Source organism: Micromonospora sp. NPDC003816 (assembly GCF_042874705.1).
GTDB lineage: Bacteria > Actinomycetota > Actinomycetes > Mycobacteriales > Micromonosporaceae > Micromonospora.
Genome location: NZ_JBIANP010000003.1, coordinates 47,871 through 66,839, shown reverse-complemented (window position 1 = coordinate 66,839; position 18,969 = coordinate 47,871). Strand labels below are relative to the sequence as shown.

The 18,969-nt window shown below is 73.1% G+C and carries 18 protein-coding genes; 8 read left to right on the top strand and 10 right to left on the bottom strand.

What is annotated here, in order from left to right; translation table 11 throughout:
• Positions 1–8 precede the first annotated feature (8 nt).
• Genes ACFYTT_RS11190 through hutH form a run of 4 tightly spaced genes read left to right on the top strand, consistent with a single transcriptional unit; the run spans position 9 to position 5,338 of the window.
• On the top strand, positions 9–1,256 hold the full coding sequence (locus ACFYTT_RS11190; RefSeq protein WP_387258742.1) for an allantoate amidohydrolase: 1,248 nt from the start codon (positions 9–11) through the stop codon (positions 1,254–1,256).
• The gene (locus tag ACFYTT_RS11185; protein WP_387258739.1) at positions 1,253–2,617 is read left to right on the top strand and encodes a formimidoylglutamate deiminase; all 1,365 of its coding nucleotides are present in this window, start codon (positions 1,253–1,255) and stop codon (positions 2,615–2,617) included. The genes ACFYTT_RS11190 and ACFYTT_RS11185 overlap by 4 nt, the downstream gene beginning before the upstream one ends.
• Positions 2,607–3,806 (top strand): imidazolonepropionase, encoded by a 1,200-nt coding sequence (hutI, locus tag ACFYTT_RS11180; RefSeq protein WP_387258737.1) that lies wholly within the window; start codon positions 2,607–2,609, stop codon positions 3,804–3,806. Before ACFYTT_RS11185 ends, hutI begins: the two co-directional genes overlap by 11 nt.
• On the top strand, positions 3,803–5,338 hold the full coding sequence (hutH, locus tag ACFYTT_RS11175; protein ID WP_387258735.1) for a histidine ammonia-lyase: 1,536 nt from the start codon (positions 3,803–3,805) through the stop codon (positions 5,336–5,338). Before hutI ends, hutH begins: the two co-directional genes overlap by 4 nt.
• 67 nt (positions 5,339–5,405) lie before the next feature.
• On the opposite strand, the gene rdgB is transcribed toward hutH, so the two are convergent.
• The 10 genes from rdgB to ACFYTT_RS11125 form a co-directional block, all read right to left on the bottom strand.
• Positions 5,406–6,023, bottom strand: coding sequence for an RdgB/HAM1 family non-canonical purine NTP pyrophosphatase (gene rdgB, locus ACFYTT_RS11170; RefSeq protein ID WP_131056644.1), 618 nt, complete (start codon positions 6,021–6,023; stop codon positions 5,406–5,408).
• A gap of 64 nt (positions 6,024–6,087) precedes the next feature.
• On the bottom strand, positions 6,088–6,813 hold the full coding sequence (gene rph, locus ACFYTT_RS11165) for a ribonuclease PH (RefSeq protein WP_176092854.1): 726 nt from the start codon (positions 6,811–6,813) through the stop codon (positions 6,088–6,090).
• An 82-nt stretch (positions 6,814–6,895) separates the two neighbouring features.
• Positions 6,896–7,309 (bottom strand): hypothetical protein, encoded by a 414-nt coding sequence (locus tag ACFYTT_RS11160; protein ID WP_387258732.1) that lies wholly within the window; start codon positions 7,307–7,309, stop codon positions 6,896–6,898.
• Between the two features lie 53 nt (positions 7,310–7,362).
• The gene (locus ACFYTT_RS11155; RefSeq protein ID WP_131052087.1) at positions 7,363–8,109 is read right to left on the bottom strand and encodes an MBL fold metallo-hydrolase; all 747 of its coding nucleotides are present in this window, start codon (positions 8,107–8,109) and stop codon (positions 7,363–7,365) included.
• Positions 8,110–8,369: 260 nt separating this feature from the next.
• Positions 8,370–9,335, bottom strand: a complete 966-nt coding sequence (locus tag ACFYTT_RS11150) for a PLP-dependent cysteine synthase family protein (RefSeq protein WP_131052086.1) — start codon at positions 9,333–9,335, stop codon at positions 8,370–8,372.
• Between the two features lie 10 nt (positions 9,336–9,345).
• Complete coding sequence (locus tag ACFYTT_RS11145; RefSeq protein ID WP_387258730.1) at positions 9,346–9,732, bottom strand: MoaD/ThiS family protein; 387 nt, start codon at positions 9,730–9,732, stop codon at positions 9,346–9,348.
• Positions 9,733–9,797: 65 nt separating this feature from the next.
• Positions 9,798–10,286 (bottom strand): Mov34/MPN/PAD-1 family protein, encoded by a 489-nt coding sequence (locus ACFYTT_RS11140; RefSeq protein WP_131052084.1) that lies wholly within the window; start codon positions 10,284–10,286, stop codon positions 9,798–9,800.
• Between the two features lie 54 nt (positions 10,287–10,340).
• Entirely contained in the window at positions 10,341–10,841 is a 501-nt protein-coding gene (locus tag ACFYTT_RS11135; RefSeq protein ID WP_176095674.1) for a DUF2017 domain-containing protein, read from the bottom strand.
• Between the two features lie 2 nt (positions 10,842–10,843).
• Positions 10,844–11,134, bottom strand: coding sequence for an ATP-dependent Clp protease adapter ClpS (gene clpS, locus ACFYTT_RS11130; RefSeq protein ID WP_131052082.1), 291 nt, complete (start codon positions 11,132–11,134; stop codon positions 10,844–10,846).
• 157 nt (positions 11,135–11,291) lie between these two features.
• Positions 11,292–12,692: a hypothetical protein gene (locus ACFYTT_RS11125; RefSeq protein ID WP_387258726.1), complete on the bottom strand. Its 1,401-nt coding sequence runs from the start codon at positions 12,690–12,692 to the stop codon at positions 11,292–11,294.
• A 287-nt stretch (positions 12,693–12,979) separates the two neighbouring features.
• On the opposite strand from ACFYTT_RS11125, the gene ACFYTT_RS11120 reads away from it, so the two are divergent.
• The 4 genes from ACFYTT_RS11120 (at position 12,980) to ACFYTT_RS11105 (ending at position 18,934) form a co-directional block, all read left to right on the top strand.
• The gene (locus ACFYTT_RS11120) at positions 12,980–15,661 is read left to right on the top strand and encodes a LuxR family transcriptional regulator (RefSeq protein ID WP_131052080.1); all 2,682 of its coding nucleotides are present in this window, start codon (positions 12,980–12,982) and stop codon (positions 15,659–15,661) included.
• Positions 15,662–15,677: 16 nt separating this feature from the next.
• Positions 15,678–16,964, top strand: coding sequence for a nicotinate phosphoribosyltransferase (locus ACFYTT_RS11115; protein WP_176092850.1), 1,287 nt, complete (start codon positions 15,678–15,680; stop codon positions 16,962–16,964).
• Positions 16,965–16,997: 33 nt separating this feature from the next.
• Positions 16,998–17,579, top strand: a complete 582-nt coding sequence (locus tag ACFYTT_RS11110) for an isochorismatase family protein (RefSeq protein WP_131052078.1) — start codon at positions 16,998–17,000, stop codon at positions 17,577–17,579.
• Positions 17,580–17,650: 71 nt separating this feature from the next.
• Positions 17,651–18,934 carry an MFS transporter gene (locus ACFYTT_RS11105; RefSeq protein ID WP_131052088.1) on the top strand — a complete coding sequence of 428 codons (1,284 nt, stop codon included), beginning with the start codon at positions 17,651–17,653 and terminating at the stop codon, positions 18,932–18,934.
• Positions 18,935–18,969: the final 35 nt, after the last annotated feature.

Below are 18,969 nucleotides of genomic sequence, written 5' to 3'. Positions count from 1 at the left end.
GGGGTCCCTTGCTAACGCATACGGTAGAGGAAGGGTCCCTTCCTTTCAGGTTCAGGGAACTGTGGGACGAGATCGCGCCGGTGGGGCGGGACGCGGACAGCGGCGGCTACCTGCGCTACGCGCTCACCGCACCGGAGCTGCGCCTGCGGGCGTGGTTCCGGGAGCAGGCCGACGCCCGGGGCATGCCGGTGGCGCAGGACGGCAACGGCAACCTCTTCGCCTGGTGGGGTGACCCGGACGCCGGTGGCGCGGTGCTGACCGGCAGCCACTTCGACTCGGTGCCGCACGGCGGGGCGTACGACGGGCCGCTCGGCATCGTCAGCGCCTGGCTCGCCGTGGACGAACTGCGGGCGGCCGGTGTCACTCCGGCCCGGCCCCTGGTCGTCGCCGCCTTCGTCGAGGAGGAGGGCGCCCGCTTCGGCGTACCCTGCCTGGGTTCGCGGCTGCTCACCGGCCAGATCAGTCCCGATCGGGCGGGCGCGTTGCGGGACGCGGCCGGGGTGAGCTTCGCCGAGGCGCTGGGACACCCGCCGGCGGGGGCCGATCCGGCGTTGCTGGGCCGCTTCGCGGCCTTCGTGGAGCTGCACGTCGAGCAGGGCCGCGCGCTGGTCGACCGGGACGCACCGGTGGCGGTGGCCAGCGCCATCTGGCCGCACGGCCGCTGGCGCTTCGACGTCACGGGCGAGGGCAACCACGCCGGTACGACCCGGATGGCCGACCGCCGCGATCCCATGTTGACGTACGCGTTCACGGTGCTCGCGGCGAACAAGGAGGCCCGGCTGCGCGACGCGCACGCCACCGTGGGTCGGGTGACCGTGGAGCCGAACGCCACCAACGCGATCCCGTCCCGGGTGACCGGCTGGCTGGACGCGCGGGCCGCCGAGCCGGAGGCCCTCACCGGGCTGGTCGAGGCGGTACGCGCCAAGGCCACCGAACGGGCCCGACGCGACGGCACCGAGGTGACCCTGACCGAGGAGTCGGCGACGCCGCTGGTCTCCTTCGACGGCGGGTTGGCCGACCGGCTGGCCGGGCTGCTGGCCGCGCCGGTGCTGCCGACCGGGGCCGGACACGACGCGGGGGTGCTGGCGGCACACGTACCGACGGCGATGCTCTTCGTCCGCAACCCGACCGGTGTGTCGCACTCCCCCGCCGAGTCGGCCACCGACGCGGACTGCGCGGCCGGGGTGACCGCCCTTGCCACGGTGCTGGCGGAGCTGACGCGGGCGGTCCGGCGCGACGCGGAGCGTGCCGGATGACCGCCACCCGCTGGCTCGCCGAGTACGCGTGGCTGCCCGCCCACGCCGCGCCGACCCCGGACGTGCTGATCGAGACGGTCAACGGCCGGATCACCGGCGTGACGCCGCTGACTCCCGGCGGCGACCCGGACGCGGGCGTGGACGTGCTCGCCGACGCGGTGCGGCTGCCCGGGTTGACGCTGCCCGGGTTGGCCGACGCCCACTCGCACGCGTTCCACCGGGCGCTGCGCGGGCGCACCCACGGCGGGCGCGGCGACTTCTGGAGCTGGCGCGACCAGATGTACGCGGTGACCGGTCGCCTGGACCCGGACACGTACCTGGCGCTGGCCCGCGCGGTGTACGCCGAGATGGCGCTGGCCGGGATCACCTGTGTGGGCGAGTTCCACTACCTGCACCACGGTCCGGGCGGCACCCCGTACGCGGACCCGAACGCGATGGGCGCGGCGCTGGTCGAGGCGGCGGCACAGGCCGGGATCCGGCTGACGCTGCTGGACACCTGCTATCTGACCGCCGGGGTGGACGGTGCGCCGTTGGTCGGGCCGCAGGAGCGCTTCGGCGACGGTGACGCGCAGCGGTGGGCGGAACGGGCCGCCGCGTTCACCACGGACCGGGAGCGCGCCCGCGTCGGCGCGGCCGTGCACTCGGTCCGGGCCGTCCCGGCCGACCAGCTCGCCACCGTGGCCGACTGGGCGCGACGGCGGGACGCACCGCTGCACGTGCACCTGTCGGAGCAGCCCGCCGAGAACGACGCCTGCCGGGCGGTGTACGGGCTGACGCCGACCGGGTTGCTGGCCGAGCACGGTGTGCTGGGACCGGCCACCACGGCGGTGCACGCCACCCACCCCACCAGCGCCGACGTGACCCTGCTCGGGGAGAGCCGGACCGGGGTGTGTCTCTGCCCGACCACCGAACGCGACCTCGCCGACGGCCTCGGACCGGCCCGCCGGATGGCCGACGCGGGGATCCCGTTGAGCCTGGGCAGCGACAGTCACGCCGTGATCGACCCGTTCGAGGAGGCCCGCGCGATGGAACTCGACGAGCGGCTGCGGACCCGTCGGCGCGGCCACTTCGCCCCGGCCGAGCTGCTCACCGCCGCCACCGAGGCCGGGCACGCCGCGCTGGGCTGGACCGACGCCGGTCGGCTCGCCGTCGGTGACCGCGCCGACCTGGTGACGGTGCGGCTGGACAGCGTACGCACGGCCGGGGTGGTCCCGGCGGGTGTGTGGTTCGCGGCCGGCGCCGCCGACGTGACCCAGGTGGTGGTCGACGGCCGGGTGCTGGTCCGCGACGGCCGGCACGTCCGGGTCGACGTACCCCGCGAGCTGGCCACGGCCATCGCCGAGGTGACCGGTGCCCAGTGAGCCGAAGGGGCGCGCGGGCAGCCTGCTGGTGGACAACATCGGCGAGCTGGTCACCAACGAGGCCGGCGCGGGCGAGGGCGGGCCGTTGGGCCTCCGTCGGCGGGTCGCCCTGCTGGTCGAGGCGGGCGAGGTGGTCTGGGTCGGTCCGGCCGCCGACGCGCCGGCTGCGGACCGGCGGATCGACGCCGACGGCGCGGCGGTGCTGCCCGGGTTCGTGGACAGTCACGCGCACCTGGTCTTCGCCGGGGACCGGGGGACGGAGTTCGCGGCCCGGATGGCCGGGCAGCCGTACACCGGTGGTGGCATCCGGACCACCGTGGGCGCCACCCGGTCGGCCACCGACGGGCAGCTCCGCGCCACCGTGCGCCGACTGCACGACGAGGCGTTGCGGCAGGGCACCACCACGATCGAGATCAAGAGTGGGTACGGCCTCACCGTCGCCGACGAGGCCCGCTCGGTGCGGATCGCCGCCGAGGTGACCGAGGAGACCACGTTCCTCGGCGCGCACGTGGTGCCGACCGAGTACGCCGACCGGCCCGACGAGTACGTGGGGCTGGTCTGTGGGCCGATGTTGGCCGCCGCCGCGCCGTACGCCCGGTGGATCGACGTGTTCTGCGAGCGGGGCGCGTTCGACGCCGACCACGCGCGGGCGATCCTGACCTGCGGACAGGCGGCCGGTCTCGGCGTACGGGTGCACGCCAACCAACTCGGCCCCGGCCCGGGGGTACGCCTGGGGGTGGAACTCGGCGCGGCCAGCGTGGACCACTGCACGCACCTGGACGACGCCGACGTGGACGCGCTGGCGGCCAGCGAGGGCAGCACGGTCGCCACGCTGCTGCCGGGTGCCGAGTTCTCCACCCGGTCGCCGTATCCGGACGCGCGTCGGCTGCTCGACGCCGGGGTCACCGTCGCCCTCGCCACCGACTGCAACCCCGGTTCGTCGTACACGTCGTCGATGCCGTTCTGTGTCGCGTTGGCCGTCCGCGAGATGCGGATGACCCCGGCGGAGGCGGTGTGGGCCGCCACCGCAGGCGGCGCGCGGGCGTTGCGCCGCACCGACGTCGGCGTGCTGCGGCCCGGTGCACGGGCCGACCTGATGATCCTCGACGCCCCGTCCCACCTGCACCTGGCCTACCGGCCGGGCGTACCCCTCATCCGCCAGGTCCTGCGCAACGGAGTGCCACGATGACCGTCACCATCGAACCCACCGGGGTCTGTCCCGCCGACGTGCTCGCCGTGGCGCGCGGTGCCGCCACCGTCGTGCTCGACCCGGCCACGATCGCCGCGATGGCGACCAGCCGGTCCATCGTGGACGGCATCGAGGCCGCCGGTCGTCCGGTGTACGGCGTCTCCACCGGCTTCGGCGCGCTCGCCAACACGTTCGTCGCCCCCGAGCGACGTGCCGAACTCCAGCACGCGCTGATCCGCTCGCACGCGGCGGGCGTCGGCGCGGCGATGCCCCGCGAGGTGGTGCGGGCGATGATGCTGCTGCGGGTCCGTTCGCTGGCGCTGGGCCACTCCGGGGTACGGCCGCTGGTCGCCGAGGCCCTGGTCGACCTGCTCAACCACGACGTGACGCCGTGGGTGCCGGAGCACGGCTCGCTGGGTGCCTCCGGCGACCTGGCACCGCTGGCGCACTGCGCGCTGGTGCTGCTCGGCGAGGGTTGGGTGCTCGGCCCGGCCGGGGAGCGGCGGCCCGCCGCCGACGCGTTACGGCAGGCCGGTCTCGCTCCGGTGGAGCTGGCCGCCAAGGAGGGCCTGGCACTGATCAACGGCACCGACGGCATGCTCGGCATGCTGCTGCTGGCGATCCACGACGCCGCCCACCTGTTCACCATGGCCGACGTGACCGCCGCCCTGGCGATCGAGGCGATGCTCGGCTCCGAGCGGCCGTTCCGCCCGGAGCTGCACGCCATCCGCCCGCATCCCGGGCAGGCCGTCTCGGCGGCCAACATCCACCGCTTGTTGCAGAACTCGGCGGTGATGGACTCGCACCGCGACGACCTGGCCCACGCGGTGCAGGACGCCTACTCGATGCGGTGCGCGCCTCAGGTCGCCGGAGCGGCCCGGGACACGCTGGACTTCGTCCGGACGGTCGCCGGCCGGGAACTGGTGTCCGTGGTGGACAACCCGGTGGTGCTGCCGGACGGGCGGGTCGAGTCGACCGGGAACTTCCACGGCGCCCCGCTGGGCTTCGCGGCGGACTACCTGGCCATCGCCGCGTCCGAGGTGGGTGCGATCTCCGAACGTCGGGTCGACCGGCTGCTCGACGTGACCCGCTCGCGGGACCTGCCCGCCTTCCTCTCCCCCGACGCGGGGGTCAACTCCGGGCTGATGATCGCCCAGTACACCGCCGCCGGGATCGTGGCGGAGAACCGGCGGCTGGCCGCGCCCGCCTCGGTGGACTCGCTGCCCACCAGCGGCATGCAGGAGGACCATGTCTCGATGGGCTGGGCGGCGACCAAGAAGCTGCGGACGGTCCTGGACAACCTGACCAGCCTGCTCGCGGTGGAACTGCTCGCCGCCGTACGCGGACTCCAGCTCCGGGCCCCGCTGACGCCGTCCCCGGCCGGACAGGCGGCGATCGCCGCCCTCGGCGGAGTCGCCGGCCCACCCGGCCCGGACGTCTTCCTCGCCCCGCTGATGGAGGCGGCCCGGGACGTGGTGTCCGGCCCCGCGCTGCGCACCGCCATCGAGGCCGAGATCGGCCCCCTGACCTGACTGTGCGGCTGGCCCGCGCAGAGCCGGCCCTGGCCCGGACGGGCCGGGCGGCGACCTTGGTGGTGGGTCAGGGAGTTGCGGGGAGGACCTTCGCGATCAGGGCGGCCAGCTCGCGCAGGGCCTTGCCCCGGTGGCTGACCCCGTCCTTCTCCTGCGGGGTCAGCTCGGCGTTGGTGCGGTCCTGACCGTCACCCAGGAAGATCGGGTCATAACCGAAACCGCCCTCACCACGCGGGGCACGCAGCACCCGACCCGCCTGACGGCCGTCCACGAGGTGCTCCTTGCCACCGGGCAGCACCAACGCGATCGTGCAGACGAAGGAGGCGCCCCGGTGCTCGTCCGGCACGTCGCCGATCTGGTCCAGGACGAGCTGGAGGTTGGCCTGGTCGTCACCGTGCCGCCCGGCCCAGCGGGCGCTGAACACGCCCGGCATGCCGTTGAGCGCGTCCACGGCCAGCCCGGAGTCGTCGGCGACGGTGGGCAGACCCGTACGCCGACAGCCCTCCCGCGCCTTGATCAGCGCGTTCTCGCCGAAGGTCAGCCCGGTCTCCGGCAGCTCCGGGTACGCCTCGACGTCGTCGAGCCCGATCAGGGCGACCCGGTGCGCGCCGAGCGCACCGTCGAGGATCCGCTGCAGCTCGACGAGCTTCTTGCGGTTCCGGGTGGCGAGCAGGACCTTGTTCATGGATAGACCTCTCCTTCGCTCGCGACTGTGGGGCTCGCAAGCTCACGTTCGCTCGCGACGGCCCTCACAGGAGAGCCGCGCGCTGGGCTTCGGCCAGGTCCAGACAGCCGGCGACCGCCAGGTCGAGCAGCGCGTCCAGTTGCTCGCGGGCGAAGACGCCGGCCTCACCGGTGCCCTGCACCTCGACGAAGTCCCCGGTGCCGGTGCAGACCACGTTCATGTCGACCTCGGCGGCCACGTCCTCGTCATAGCACAGGTCCAGGCGCGGCTCACCGGACACCACACCGACACTGACCGCCGACACCGACCGGTGCATCACCTTCTCCGGCTTGCCGGCCAGGGCCTTGCGGTCGGCGAGCCAGCTCACCGCGTCGTGCAACGCCACGTACGCGCCGGTGATCGCGGCGGTCCGGGTGCCGCCGTCGGCCTGCAGGACGTCGCAGTCCAGCACGATCGAGTTCTCGCCGAGCGCCTTGAGGTCGATGCCCGCGCGCAGGCTCCGACCGATCAGCCGGGAGATCTCGTGGGTACGCCCACCGACCCGCCCCTTGACGCTCTCCCGGTCGGAACGGGTGTTCGTGGCACGGGGCAGCATCGCGTACTCGGCGGTGACCCAACCCAGCCCGGAGCCCCGGCGCCAGCGGGGCACGCCCTCGGTGACGCTCGCCGTGCAGAGCACCCGGGTTGCGCCGAACTCCACCAGCACGGAGCCTTCCGGGTGGCTGCTCCAGCCACGGGTCAGGGTCACCGGTCGGAGTCGGTCGGGCTCCCGCCCGTCAGGTCGCGCCATGCCTGCACCCTATGCGGTGCCACGATCGGACCGTCCCCGGGTGCCGTCGGGGCGACTCGGTCGTGCCGACCGACGACCAGGGTCACCAGGCCGACCCGCCTGTCGCTCGCCGAACGGTCGACACGGTGGACTCCGGCGGCACGCCAGCCGTCTCGACCAACTCCTCCCGCTGTTCCTGAAGCTGACGCGGTTGGTACCACCCCCGGTAGGCGAACACGCCGCAGCAGCAGAGCGCGAGCAGCAACGCGGCGACACCGATCAGGAGACCCACCACCAGGCCGGTGCGGGGCCGCTGACGCGGTGCCGGCGCCGGTGGGAACGGTCCGGGGCGTGGCGGAGGACCGTACGCTCCGGGGCCCGGCGGGGGTGCCCAGGCGCCCGGCGGGTGCGGCACGAACGCCGGAGGGTACGGCCCTGCGGGCGGCCGGCCCGGCGCGGGAGAAGCCGGCCGGTCGGCGGGACGCGGATCGGGTGGGCCGGCGGAGGGGTCGGTCACCGGGCGATCCTAGAGTCCGGTCGACGACCCCGCTGCCCGCTCCCGGCGCAGGCTCAGATGTCGTAGCTGGCGCCCGGTCGGACCACGTCCAGCGGGCCGCTGTACGCGGCCGCCGCCGAGGTGACGGTGTGCGCCTCGCTGCCCCAGGCGGCCACCAGGTGGGTCAGCAGCAGCCGTCCCACGTTGGCCTTGGCCGCCGCCTCGCCCGCCTCCCGTCCGGTGAGGTGCAGATCGGGTGGATTGTCCACGCCGTCCAGGTAGCTGGCCTCGCAGAGGAAGGCGTCGGCGTTCTGGGCCAACCGCAGCAACGCCTCGCAGGGGGCGGTGTCCGACGAGTAGCAGAGCGTCCGGCCGCCGTGCTCCAACCGCACGCCGTACGTCTCCACCGGGTGCAGCACCCGGTCGACGGTGACGGTGAACGGGCCGATCGGGAAGGTGCCGGGTTCCAGCGCGTAGAACTGGTACACGTCCTCGACCGTGCTGTCCTCCTGCCCGTACGCGGTGGCGAGCCGGTCCGGGGCACCGGCCGGGGCGTACACCGGCAGCGGCGGGTACGGGCCGTCCGGGGCGTACCGCCGGACCACCACGTACGACGCGGCGTCGAGGATGTGGTCGCAGTGCAGGTGGGTCAGGAGGATGGCGTCCGGCGCGTGCAGCCCGGCGTACCGCTGGAGGGTGGACAACGAGCCCGGGCCGAAGTCCACCAGGAGCCGGAAGTCCTCGGCCTCGACCAGATAGGCCGAGCAGGGGGACTCGGGTCCGGGGAAGCTGCCCGCACAGCCCAGGACGGTCAGTCGCATCGAGTTGTCTCGCTGTCACGATAGGTAGCGATCGAGCCGGTCGCCGCTCCGGAGATGATCAATACCGACGCGTACGCCACGCTGCGCAGCCTACGCCCGCGCGCCGGAACGCAAGAATGATCCGCTGGAAGTTGTCACCAACGTGACACCCGTTCCGCCCATCCGATCGAGCCCGGGTTACCGGACCGGCTGATCCGGACCGTCCGACGCGACGAGGGCCACCGGCATCACGCCGATGACCCTCGTCGATGTCGCCGGGCTCAGGCCCAGAGCTGCCCCTCCAGGGCGTCCTCCGCGTCGGCGAGAGTGCCGCCGTACGCCCCGGTGCTGAGATACTTCCAGCCGCCGTCGCTGACCACGAACGCCACGTCGGCACGGCGGCCGTCCCGTACCGCCTCGTGCGCCACGGCCAGGGCGGCGTGCAGCACCGCCCCGGTGGAGAAGCCCACGAACAGACCCTCCACCTCCACCAACTGCCGGGTACGCAGTACCGCGTCCCGGGTGCCGACGGAGAACCGCCGGTTGAGCACGGTCGCGTCGTAGAGCTCCGGGACGTACCCCTCGTCGATGTTGCGTAGGCCGTAGACCAGCTCGCCGTAGCGCGGCTCGGCCGCGACGATCTGGATGCCCTCGACCTTCTCGCGCAGGTAGCGCCCGGTCCCCATCAACGTGCCGGTGGTGCCCAACCCGGCCACGAAGTGGGTGATCGTGGGCAGGTCGTGCAGCAGCTCGGGGCCGGTCGTCTCGAAGTGCGCCCGGGCGTTCGCCTCGTTGCCGTACTGGAACAGCATGACCCAGTCCGGATGCTCGGCGGCGATCTGCTTCGCGGTGGCCACCGCCTGGTTGGAGCCGCCCGCCGCCGGCGAGAAGATGATCTCCGCGCCGTACATCCGGAGCAGCTGCACCCGCTCGGTCGAGACGTTCTCCGGCATCACGCAGACCAGCCGGTAGCCGCGCAGCTTCGCCACCATGGCCAGCGAGATGCCGGTGTTGCCGCTGGTCGGCTCAAGGATCGTGTCGCCGGGCCGGAGTTTGCCGGACTCCTCGGCGGCCCGCACCATGAACATCGCGGCCCGGTCCTTGACGCTGCCGGTCGGGTTGCGGTCCTCGAGCTTCGCCCACAGCCGCACCGGCGGTGCCCCGTCGGGCACCGTCGGCGACAGTCGGGGCAGCCCCACCAGGGGCGTACCGCCGCAGGCGTCCAGCAGGCTGTCGTACCGCGTCATCGCGGCCGCCTCAGCTCGCGGCGACGGGCGCGCGAAGCCCGGCCACGGGCGCGCGGTGCTGGCTGATCGCCGCAGCAGCCGCACTGTGCTGGCTGATCGCCGCAGCGGCCGCGAAGCCGAACGCGCCACCGGCCACGGCGGGCAGGATGGTGACGCTGTCGCCGTCGTTCAGCTTGGCGTCCAGCGCGCCCAGGAACCGGACGTCCTCGTCGTTGACGTAGACGTTGACGAAGCGGTGCAGCGCGCCGGCCTCGGTGACCAGCCGGCCCCGCAGCCCCGCGTGCCGGGAGTCCAGGTCGGTGAGCAGGTCGGCCAGCGTGTCACCGCTGCCCTCGACGACCTTCGCGCCGCCGGTGTAGCTGCGCAGGATGGTGGGGATGCGAACCTCGATGGCCATGTCTGTCGTACTCCTCGATCAGGTGTGCTCGGTGACGGGAAAGGGCGTGCGGGTGCTGAAGGGGATCAGCGACCCGAACACTCGTAGTCGACCGTCGCCGGGCTCTGCCCGAACATGTACGACTGCACGGCGTGCGGGTCCACCCCGGCGTCGAGGATCCGCACCGGCTCCTCGGTGACCACCCCGTCCACGATGCGGAAGGAACGGATCTCCTCCGTGTCGGGTTCGCGGGTGGAGACGAGCAGGTAGTGGGCGCCGGGCTCACCGGCGAAGGAGATGTCCGTCCGCGAGGGGTACGCCTCGGTGGCGGTGTGCGAGTGGTAGATCACGACCGGTTCCTCGTCGCGGTCGTCCATCTCGCGCCACACCCGCAGGTGCTCCATCGAGTCGAACTCGTAGAACGTCATCGAGCGGGCGGCGTTCTCCATCGGGATGTGCCGGGTCGGAGTGTCGCCGCCGATCGGGCCGGCGACCACGCCGCAGGCCTCGTCGGGGTGGTCCCGACGGGCGTGGGCGACGATCGCGTCAACGATCGACCGGTCGATGCTCAGCACGTCGCCAAGACTAGCGCCCGGCGGCCCACGACCGCGAGGTCGCGCCGGTCACAGTCACTCGATCAAGGCGTTGAGCAGGGACTCCTGGAGATAACCGAGATACGCGTAGACCGAAAGCTGGAACACCCGGCTGGAGGACGGGTCCTCGGCGACCGCATCGTCCAGTTCTGCCCCCAGATCGGTCCCGTCCTTGATCTCCAGCCGTACGCCCATCGCCAACCGGGCGTCGTTCAGCGCCCGCAGCCACGCCTCGGCCGCCTCGGCGTCCAGGCGTACCTCACCGCCGCCGTCACCGTCGTCGGGCAACGCGGCCAGGATCGCCCCGGCCTGATCGATCTTGGCGGTCTTGAGGTCGCCCTCGGTGTACCGGCGGAACTCCGCCGTCCCCGCCGCGTCCTCCGGATAGACCTCCGGAAAGAGTCGGCACACCACCGGGTCGGAGTGGTCGAACCCGTCGGTCAGCAGCCCGACCACCTCGGAGGCGACCTTGCGCAGGACACGCACCTCGTCGACGGCGAACGAGGCGACGTACCGGTCACCCCGGCGGCGGAACATGCTCACGAGCGGTCCACCGTCGCCCACAGTCCGTACGCGTGCAGCTGCGAGGCGTCGTGCTCCATGCGCTCGCGGGCCCCGCTGGAGACCACCGCCTTGCCCTTGTGATGCACGTCCAGCATCAACTGCTCGGCCTTCTCCCGGCTGTAGCCGAAGAGCTTCTGGAAGACCCAGGTCACATATGTCATGAGGTTGACCGGGTCGTCCCACACGATCGTCACCCACGGCCGATCGGAGGCCGGCACCTCATCGGTGTCCGGGGTCTGCGCCGGTGCAACCTGCGGAGCCGCCATGCCCCCCATCGTGCCACCGGTTCGGCGGAACCGAGGAACCGGAACGCCGGACCGGCGGGGATCGCCACCGACCGCCGCCCGATGACCACGGCTGGTCGTCCTGAACGCACACGCGGGCACCCCGGTGGCCGGGCCGCCGGGGTACGCCGCGTGGCGGTCAGGCGAGCAGGATGCCGTGTTCGGCTGCATCGGACAGCACCGTGCCGAGCGAGAGACGGACCGCCTCGAACCGACGAGCGATCTCGCGGGACAACTCCAGCTCCACCTCCCGCAACGCCCGCTGGGACCAGGCCCGCGCGGCGCTCTGGTCGGCGTTGGCGGGCGTACGCCAGTGTTGCCAGCAGCCACCCGCAAGCGACACCGCGACCGGCGGCAGGACCTCGGTCCGCGGCACGGTGGGGTACGCCGCCAGCGCGTCGATCGCGGCGGGGCCGATCAGCGACGCCACGCCGGCGGTGCTGGTGATCAAGAGCACCCGCTCCAGTTCCGGACCGGTGACGTGGTCGGACATTCCCCACCGGACCGCCTTGGCGATGCGACGACGGACCCCTTCCGGCAGTGGAGCGCCGAAGAGCCGGCCGCCGACGTCCTCGACCAGTTCCCGCACCGCGTGGTCGCACTGCGAGGTGGCCAGCAGGGAGAGCGCCTCCATCTCCCGGTCGAGCAACTGTGGCAGACCGGCGCAGCCGGTGCCGAAGACGATCTCCTGCACCACCCTCAGGTGCAGTTTGGCCAGTTCCAGCGCCAGATGCTGGCGGATGCGCCGACCGGCGGACCGCACCTGGCGGTCGAGCAGCTCGGACCACTCGCCCGGCTCCGGCAGCACCGGCACCCGGCCGTACAGCCCGGGCACGTCCGGCGGATCGAGGCTGGAGCGTTCCAGTCCCTCGTCGGAGGCCCACCCGACGAGCGCCCGCCGCAGGTCCAGTGCGTCGCCCGCGACGATCGGGAACCAGCGGGCCCTGGCCAGCCCGGGTACGGCGGCGAGCAACGCGGCCCGGTGCGCCTCGACGGTGACCGCGATCGGATCCACCGCCGTGCCGTCGGCCGACTCCGGCGACGCCCAGCCGCCCGCGCCCGGCGTCACCGCGAAGAAGACCTCGACCCGGCTACCCACGACCTCGGCGAGCAGGTGCAGTTCGGCAGCGCTGAAGGACTGGTCCGCCGCGATCACGAACAGCAGTGCGCCGGCCCGGCCCGCGGCGTCGAGCACGACCCCGGTGCCGGTCCGTCCGAGCGAGGAGATGTCCGGCGTGTCGACGAGGACGTACCGCTTGAGCAGTGGCGCGGACAGGTTCAGCTCGACCCGGCGGGGCGGCCGGGCCAGCGCCGGTCCCACCTCCGGCAGGTCCACACGGTAGGAGAACGGCGCCCGGTAGCCGGGCACGTAGGCGGACCGGCTCGCCTCGGCCGCGTGCCGCACCACCAGCCAGCTTCCGGCCGGCACGGTGAACATCCCGGCGTCGAGGTCCAGCAGGGCGGCCAGCACGTTCGCCCGCCCGGCGCCGGCCGGACCCACGGCGACCACCCCGAGGGGCTCACGCGGATCGACGGTCACGCCGAGCCGATCGGGGAACGGGCGGTGACCCGGCGGCCCGGTCGCATCGTCGGACGTACCGATGTCGTGGAGAGGGCCCGGCTTCATCAGGCGGCGGCCTCCGAGGCTGGGCGGTCGGCAGGGCCGGCCGCGGTGAGCATCCGGCGACGCACCCGGATTTCGGAAGAGTACGGGCGCGGGCGGCGGGAACGGGACAAACGAAAGTACTCTTGGGTAACTCCGCGACTACTCAACTTCACCCGCTCGGGCTACCGGCCGGGGCACAGTTCCATCGATATGCTGCGCGAATGAGTCGGTGGAAGTTCGTGGGCCGCACGGCGGAACTCGACCGTCTGCAGGCGGCGGTGACCGGCGCCCAGGGCCGGCGAGGCATATTCTTCGCCGGAAGCCCGGGTATCGGCAAGAGCCGTCTGCTCCGGGAAGGCGTCAACGCGCTGCCCGTCGAGGAGTACGCGGTCTGGTGGATCGCGGCCAGCGCCACCACCCAGGCGGTGCAGTTCGGCGGCCTGGTCCAGGTGCTTCCCGTCGAACAACCACAGGGGCTCTCCCCGGCCGGCATCCTGCGCTGGGCCGTGGACGTGTTGCAGCAGCAGGCCGCCGGCCGACGGATCGTGCTCGCCGTCGACGACGCCCACCTGCTCGACCCGCCGTCGGCCGCACTCGTGCACCTGGTCGCCCGGTCCGAGAACGCCTCCGTGGTGGGCACCCTGCGCGACGGCGAACAGATCCCGCTGCCGATCCGCGCACTGTGGACGGACGGACTGGTCGACCACGCCGAGGTGAGCCCACTGCCACCGGCCGAGACCGCCCGGTTGCTCCGGGAGATCCTCGGCTGCCAGGTCGACCACGCCTCGTCCGAGCGGCTCGGCCGACTCAGCTCCGGCAACCCGCTGCTGCTGCGCGAACTGGTGCACGCCGTCACCAACAGCGGCGAGTCCAGCAAGAAGTACGGCGTCTGGACCTGGACCGGCCGACTGGAGTTGGCACCCAACCTGACCGACCTGATCGACATCCGGATCAACCAGCTCACCCCGGGCGTCCGCACGGTCGTCGAGCTGGTCGCGTTTGGCGAGCCGCTGGGCCTGCGGCTGCTGTACCGCGCGGCGGAACAGGCCGATGTGGAGACCGCCGAGGAGCGCGGTCTGATCACGGTGGCCCCCTCCGACCGGCGGGTCGACGTCCGCCTGGCCCACCCGCTCTACGGCGAGGTGGTACGCCGGCAGTGCCCGGTCAGCCGGACCCGCCGGTTGCAGGCACACCTCGCCGAACTGCTGGAAGGGGTCGGCAAGCGACGCCGGGAGGACCTGTTGCGGGTCGCCGTGTGGCGCCTGGACTCCGGCACCGCGCAGGATCCGGCGATGCTGGTCGACGCGGCCGCTCAGGCGTTCGCGCGCTACGACGTACCGCTGGCGACCCGGCTGGCGCGGGCCGCGCTCGACGCCGACGGCGGGTTCGACGCGGCCGAGCTGCTGGCCACCATCCTGATGTTCGCCGACCGCCCGGCCGAGGCGCTCGGCGTGCTCGACGCCGTCGCCACCGACACCGGTGACGAGGAACGACTCAGCCGGTGGCTCACGGTCCGCGGCATGGTCAGCTACTGGGGACTCAGTCAGCACTCGACGGTGGAGGAGATCGCCAAGCGGGGCGGCGACCTCAAGGACCACGCCGCACAGGCCCGGGTACGCGCCTTCGAATCGATCATGCGGCTGCACCGGCTGGACGCGCCGACCGCGCTCCGGCTCGCCCAGAACGTGCTGGACCGTCCGGCCGCCAGCATCGCCGCGCGGGAGCTGGCCCGGTGCGCCATCGCCCACCTCCAGGCGGTGCAGGGGCAACTGTGCCGCAGCGCCACCGCCGTCGACCTCGTCCAGGCGAAGGTGGCCAGTTGGCGGGCGGACATGCCATACCTCCAACTCGCCGTGGAGTTGGCCCGGGGCACCCGGTTGGCGCTCTCCGGTGACCTGTCCGGCATCGACGCGCTGGTCGCCGACGAGTTCGCCGACCTGGCCGACGCGGGTGACTTCCGGCTGGGCAGCGGCTACCTGGCGATCCTGCGCGCGTACGCGGCCCGGCTGCGCGGACGCAGCGACGCGGCGTTGCAGGCCGCGCTCGGTGCCTGCGCGGTGCTGGCGACCAGTCGGGTGTACGCCGGTCTCGCCCAGGCCGAACGCGCACAGGCCGCCGCGTTGCGCGGCGACGCCCGGCAGGCCGCCGAGGCGATGGCCGAGGCGGACCGCATCCACGCGCCGAGCATGGCCGTGCTGTACCCGTGGCTGGAGCAGGCCCGGGCGGCCACGCTCGCGGCCGGTGGTGACCTGACCGGCGCGGCGGCCCACCTGCACGGGCTGGTCGACCGGCTGCGGGTGGACGGCTTCGCCGGGCACGAGACCCTGGTGCTGCACGATCTGGTACGCCTCGGCGAGGCCACCGCGCCGACCGGCCCGACCTGCTCCGACGGCAGCCGCCGCACGGTCGCCCAGCGGCTGGCCGAACTCTCGGAACAGGTCGACGGCACCCTGCCGCCGCTCCTGGCCCGGCACGCCCGCGCGGCGGCGGAGAGTTCGCCCGAGCAGCTGCTCGCCGCCGCCGACGGTTTCCTGGACCTGGGGCTGGCGCTGCCGGCCGCGGAGGCCGCCGCCGAGGCGGTGCACCTGCTGCGCCAGCGTCGCTCGCCGCAGCTCGCCAGCGCCGGTGAGCGGCTCGCGGTGATGCTCGGCTGCTGTGACATGGTGCACACTCCGGCGCTGCGCGCGGCCACCCCGACGCTCAGCGACCGGGAGTGGCAGGTGGCCCGGCTGGCGGCCTTCGGCGAGACCAGCCGCGCCATCGCTGAGCAGCTCTTTCTCTCCGCGCGGACGGTGGAGAACCACCTCCAGCGGATCTACACCAAGCTCGGGGTTACCGGACGCGTCGAACTGCGGGCGGCGCTGCGGACGATCCCGGGCCACGACGGCACGGCGACCGCCTGAACCCTAGGCTGGGGCTGTGCACAGCCTTCGTCCCGCCCTGCTGACGGACCACTACGAGCTGACCATGGTCAGCGCCGCCCTTCGCGACGGCACGGCGGATCGCCGCTGCGTCTTCGAGGTGTTCAGCCGGCGGCTGCCGATCGGCCGCCGCTACGGCGTGGTCGCCGGCACCACCCGGCTGGTGGAGATGCTCCGCGAGTTCCGCTTCGACCCGGCCGACCTGGACTTCCTGCGCCGCACCGGTGTGGTCGACGAGCAGGGTGCCGCGTGGCTCGCCGACTACCGGTTCACCGGCGACATCGACGGCTACCCCGAGGGCGACCTCTTCTTCCCCGGCTCCCCCATCCTCACCGTCACCGGTGGTTTCGCCGAGTGCGTGGTGCTGGAGACGCTGGTGCTGTCGGTGCTCAACCACGACTGCGCGGTGGCCGCCGCCGCAGCCCGGATGGTGACCGCCGCCCGGGGCCGGGCCCTGATCGAGATGGGTTCCCGGCGGGCACACGAGGAGGCCGCCGTCGCGGCGGCCCGTGCCGCATACCTCGCCGGGTTCCGGTACACCTCCAACCTCGCCGCCGGTCAGCGGTACGGCATCCCCACCGCCGGCACCGCCGCGCACGCGTTCACCCTGCTGCACGACGACGAGCGGGCCGCCTTCGCCTCGCAGGTCGCCACGTTGGGCAAGGAGACCACGCTCCTGGTCGACACGTACGACATCAGCCAGGGCATCCGTAACGCGATCGAGGTGGCCGGGCCGGAGCTGCGGGCGGTCCGGATCGACTCCGGCGACCTGACGGTGATCGCCCAGCAGTCCCGGGAACTGCTGGACTCGCTCGGCGCCACCGAGACGAAGATCATCGTCTCCGGCGACCTCGACGAGTACGCCATCGCCTCACTCGCCGCCGAGCCGGTGGACATGTACGGCGCCGGCACCGCCGTGGTCACCGGCTCCGGCGCGCCCACCGCCGGCCTGGTCTACAAGCTGGTCGAGGTCGAGGGACGGCCGGTCGTCAAGCGCTCCGAGCACAAGGCCACCATCGGCGGACGCAAGGTCGCGGTCCGCCGACACAAGCCCACCGGCACCGCCACCGAAGAGATCATCGTCTCGCAGGGCGTGCCGGACCGCCGTTCCCACGACCGACTGCTGCAACGGTCGTACGTCGCCGACGGCGAGCCGGTGGAACTGCCGACGCTGGACGAGTCGCGCGAACACCTGCGCCAGTGCCTGATCTCCATCCCGTGGGAGGGCCTCAAGCTCTCCACGGGCGACCCGGCCATCCCGGTCACCGTCGTACCCGCCGGATGACCGCCCTACCCGCCGAGTGAAAGGAGCGCGTCGGTGAGCAACGCGCTGATCATCGTCGACGTGCAGAAGGACTTCTGCGAGGGCGGCTCGCTGGCCGTCGCGGGCGGAGCCGGCGTCGCCGCCGGGATCTCCCGGCTGCTGGCCGGTGAGCCGGAGCGCTGGGACCACGTGGTGGCGACGAAGGACTACCACGTGGACCCGGGCAACCACTTCGCCGACGCACCGGACTACGTCAGCACCTGGCCCCGGCACTGCGTGGTCGGCACGACGGGCTCCGAGTTCCACCCGGAGCTGGCCACCGACCGGATCGAGGCCGTCTTCCACAAGGGCGAGTACGCCGCCGCGTACTCCGGCTTCGAAGGGCAGACCCCCGACGGCGCGGGACTGGCCGACTGGCTGCGCCGACACGGGGTGGACCGGGTCGACGTGGTCGGCATCGCCACCGACCACTGCGTCCGTGCGACCGCCCTGGACGCCGCCCGCGAGGGCTTCGCCACCACCGTGCTGCTGGACCTGACCGCCGCCGTCGCGCCCGACACCACCGACGTCGCGCTGCGCGCCTTCGAGGGTGCCGGGATCACCGTGCACGGCGCCCCTGTGATCAGGGACGCATGATCGGCTAATTGGCTGGCGTCGGCACCACCCTCCGTCGAAGATGTCCGGCGGAGGTACGGACCGACGTGAACATGAAGCCTTACCGGGAGGCGCTCGCCCTACCCGGTCTCCGGTCATTGCTGCTGGTGGCGGTACTAGCGCGCATCCCACTGACGGCGACCGGGGTCACGTTGACCTTCTATGTCGTGCAGGACCTCGGGCGCGGCTACGGCGCCGCCGGACTGGCCGGTGCCGCGATCACCGTCGGTGCCGCCGTCGGCGCCCCGCTGCTCGGCCGGCTGGTGGACCGCCATGGGCTGCGTCCCGTCCTGGTCCTCACCACCGTCGCCGAAGCCGTCTTCTGGTCCACCGCGCCACAGCTCTCGTACCCGCTGCTGCTGCCGGCCGCCTTCCTGGCCGGCCTGCTCGCGCTGCCCATCTTCTCGGTGATCCGGCAGTCCGTCGCCGCGCTCGTGCCACCGGAGAAACGCCGCCCCGCGTACGCACTCGACTCGATGTCCGTCGAGCTGTCCTTCATGATCGGCCCGGCGCTCGCCACGGTCGGCGTGACCACCGTCTCCGCGCGCCTCACGCTCTACCTGGTCGGCGCCGGAATCGTCACCGCCGGTATCGCGCTGTGGATGCTCAACCCGCCGGTCCGCAGCGCCGGTGAGGCAGCCGCCGGCCCGCAGCCGAGGATCGCCCGACGCCAGTGGCTCACCTCCCGGCTGATCGCCGTCTTCGCCGTCAGCACCGCAGCGACCCTCGTACTCGGTGGCACCGACGTGGCGGTCATCGCGGTCCTGCGCGAGAACGGCGACGCCGGGTTCACCGGCGTGGTCCTCGCCGTCTGGGCGGTGGCGTCGCTGGCCGGCGGTTTCGCGTACGGCGCCGCCCGCCGCTCCTTCTCCACCGTGGCGCTGATGGGCGCGTTGAGCCTGTGCACCATCCCCGTCGGGTTGGGTGGCTCACACTGGTGGCTGCTCTGCCTGGCCCTGATCCCGGCCGGAGCCCTCTGCGCGCCCACCATCGCCGCCACCTCCGACGCGGTGAGCCGTCTCGCCCCCGCCGGCGTACGCGGCGAGGCCATGGGCCTGCACGGCTCGGCCGTCACCGTCGGCATCGCCGTCGGCGCCCCCCTGTCCGGAGCGGTCATCGACGCCTCCACCCCGCTGTGGGGCTTCGCCGTCACCGGCGCGATCGGCGCCCTGGTGGCCCTCGCGGTCCTCCCGATCGAGCTACGCCACCGCCGCGCCGACCGCACCACCCTCGACACCCCGCCACCCACCGTCCCCGCCGACGCCACGCCCATCCCTTTGGTCCGATCGGGCCCGGAGCACGAACCCACACCGGCCCTCTCCACGACCACCTCCTGACACGGCCGCCGCGTCAAACCCGCACCCGCCTCCCT

What these genes read in the sequence shown, in the direction of transcription:
- ACFYTT_RS11185 (WP_387258739.1), top strand. Translation starts at nt 1,253, where the DNA reads ATGACCGCCACCCGCTGGCTCGCCGAGTACGCGTGGCTGCCCGCCCAC.
- hutH (WP_387258735.1), top strand. Translation starts at nt 3,803, where the DNA reads ATGACCGTCACCATCGAACCCACCGGGGTCTGTCCCGCCGACGTGCTC.
- rdgB (WP_131056644.1), bottom strand. Translation starts at nt 6,023, where the DNA reads ATGAACAAGGTCCTGCTCGCCACCCGGAACCGCAAGAAGCTCGTCGAG.
- rph (WP_176092854.1), bottom strand. Translation starts at nt 6,813, where the DNA reads ATGGCGCGACCTGACGGGCGGGAGCCCGACCGACTCCGACCGGTGACC.
- ACFYTT_RS11155 (WP_131052087.1), bottom strand. Translation starts at nt 8,109, where the DNA reads ATGCGACTGACCGTCCTGGGCTGTGCGGGCAGCTTCCCCGGACCCGAG.
- ACFYTT_RS11150 (WP_131052086.1), bottom strand. Translation starts at nt 9,335, where the DNA reads ATGACGCGGTACGACAGCCTGCTGGACGCCTGCGGCGGTACGCCCCTG.
- ACFYTT_RS11145 (WP_387258730.1), bottom strand. Translation starts at nt 9,732, where the DNA reads ATGGCCATCGAGGTTCGCATCCCCACCATCCTGCGCAGCTACACCGGC.
- ACFYTT_RS11135 (WP_176095674.1), bottom strand. Translation starts at nt 10,841, where the DNA reads ATGTTCCGCCGCCGGGGTGACCGGTACGTCGCCTCGTTCGCCGTCGAC.
- clpS (WP_131052082.1), bottom strand. Translation starts at nt 11,134, where the DNA reads ATGGCGGCTCCGCAGGTTGCACCGGCGCAGACCCCGGACACCGATGAG.
- ACFYTT_RS11120 (WP_131052080.1), top strand. Translation starts at nt 12,980, where the DNA reads ATGAGTCGGTGGAAGTTCGTGGGCCGCACGGCGGAACTCGACCGTCTG.
- ACFYTT_RS11105 (WP_131052088.1), top strand. Translation starts at nt 17,651, where the DNA reads ATGAAGCCTTACCGGGAGGCGCTCGCCCTACCCGGTCTCCGGTCATTG.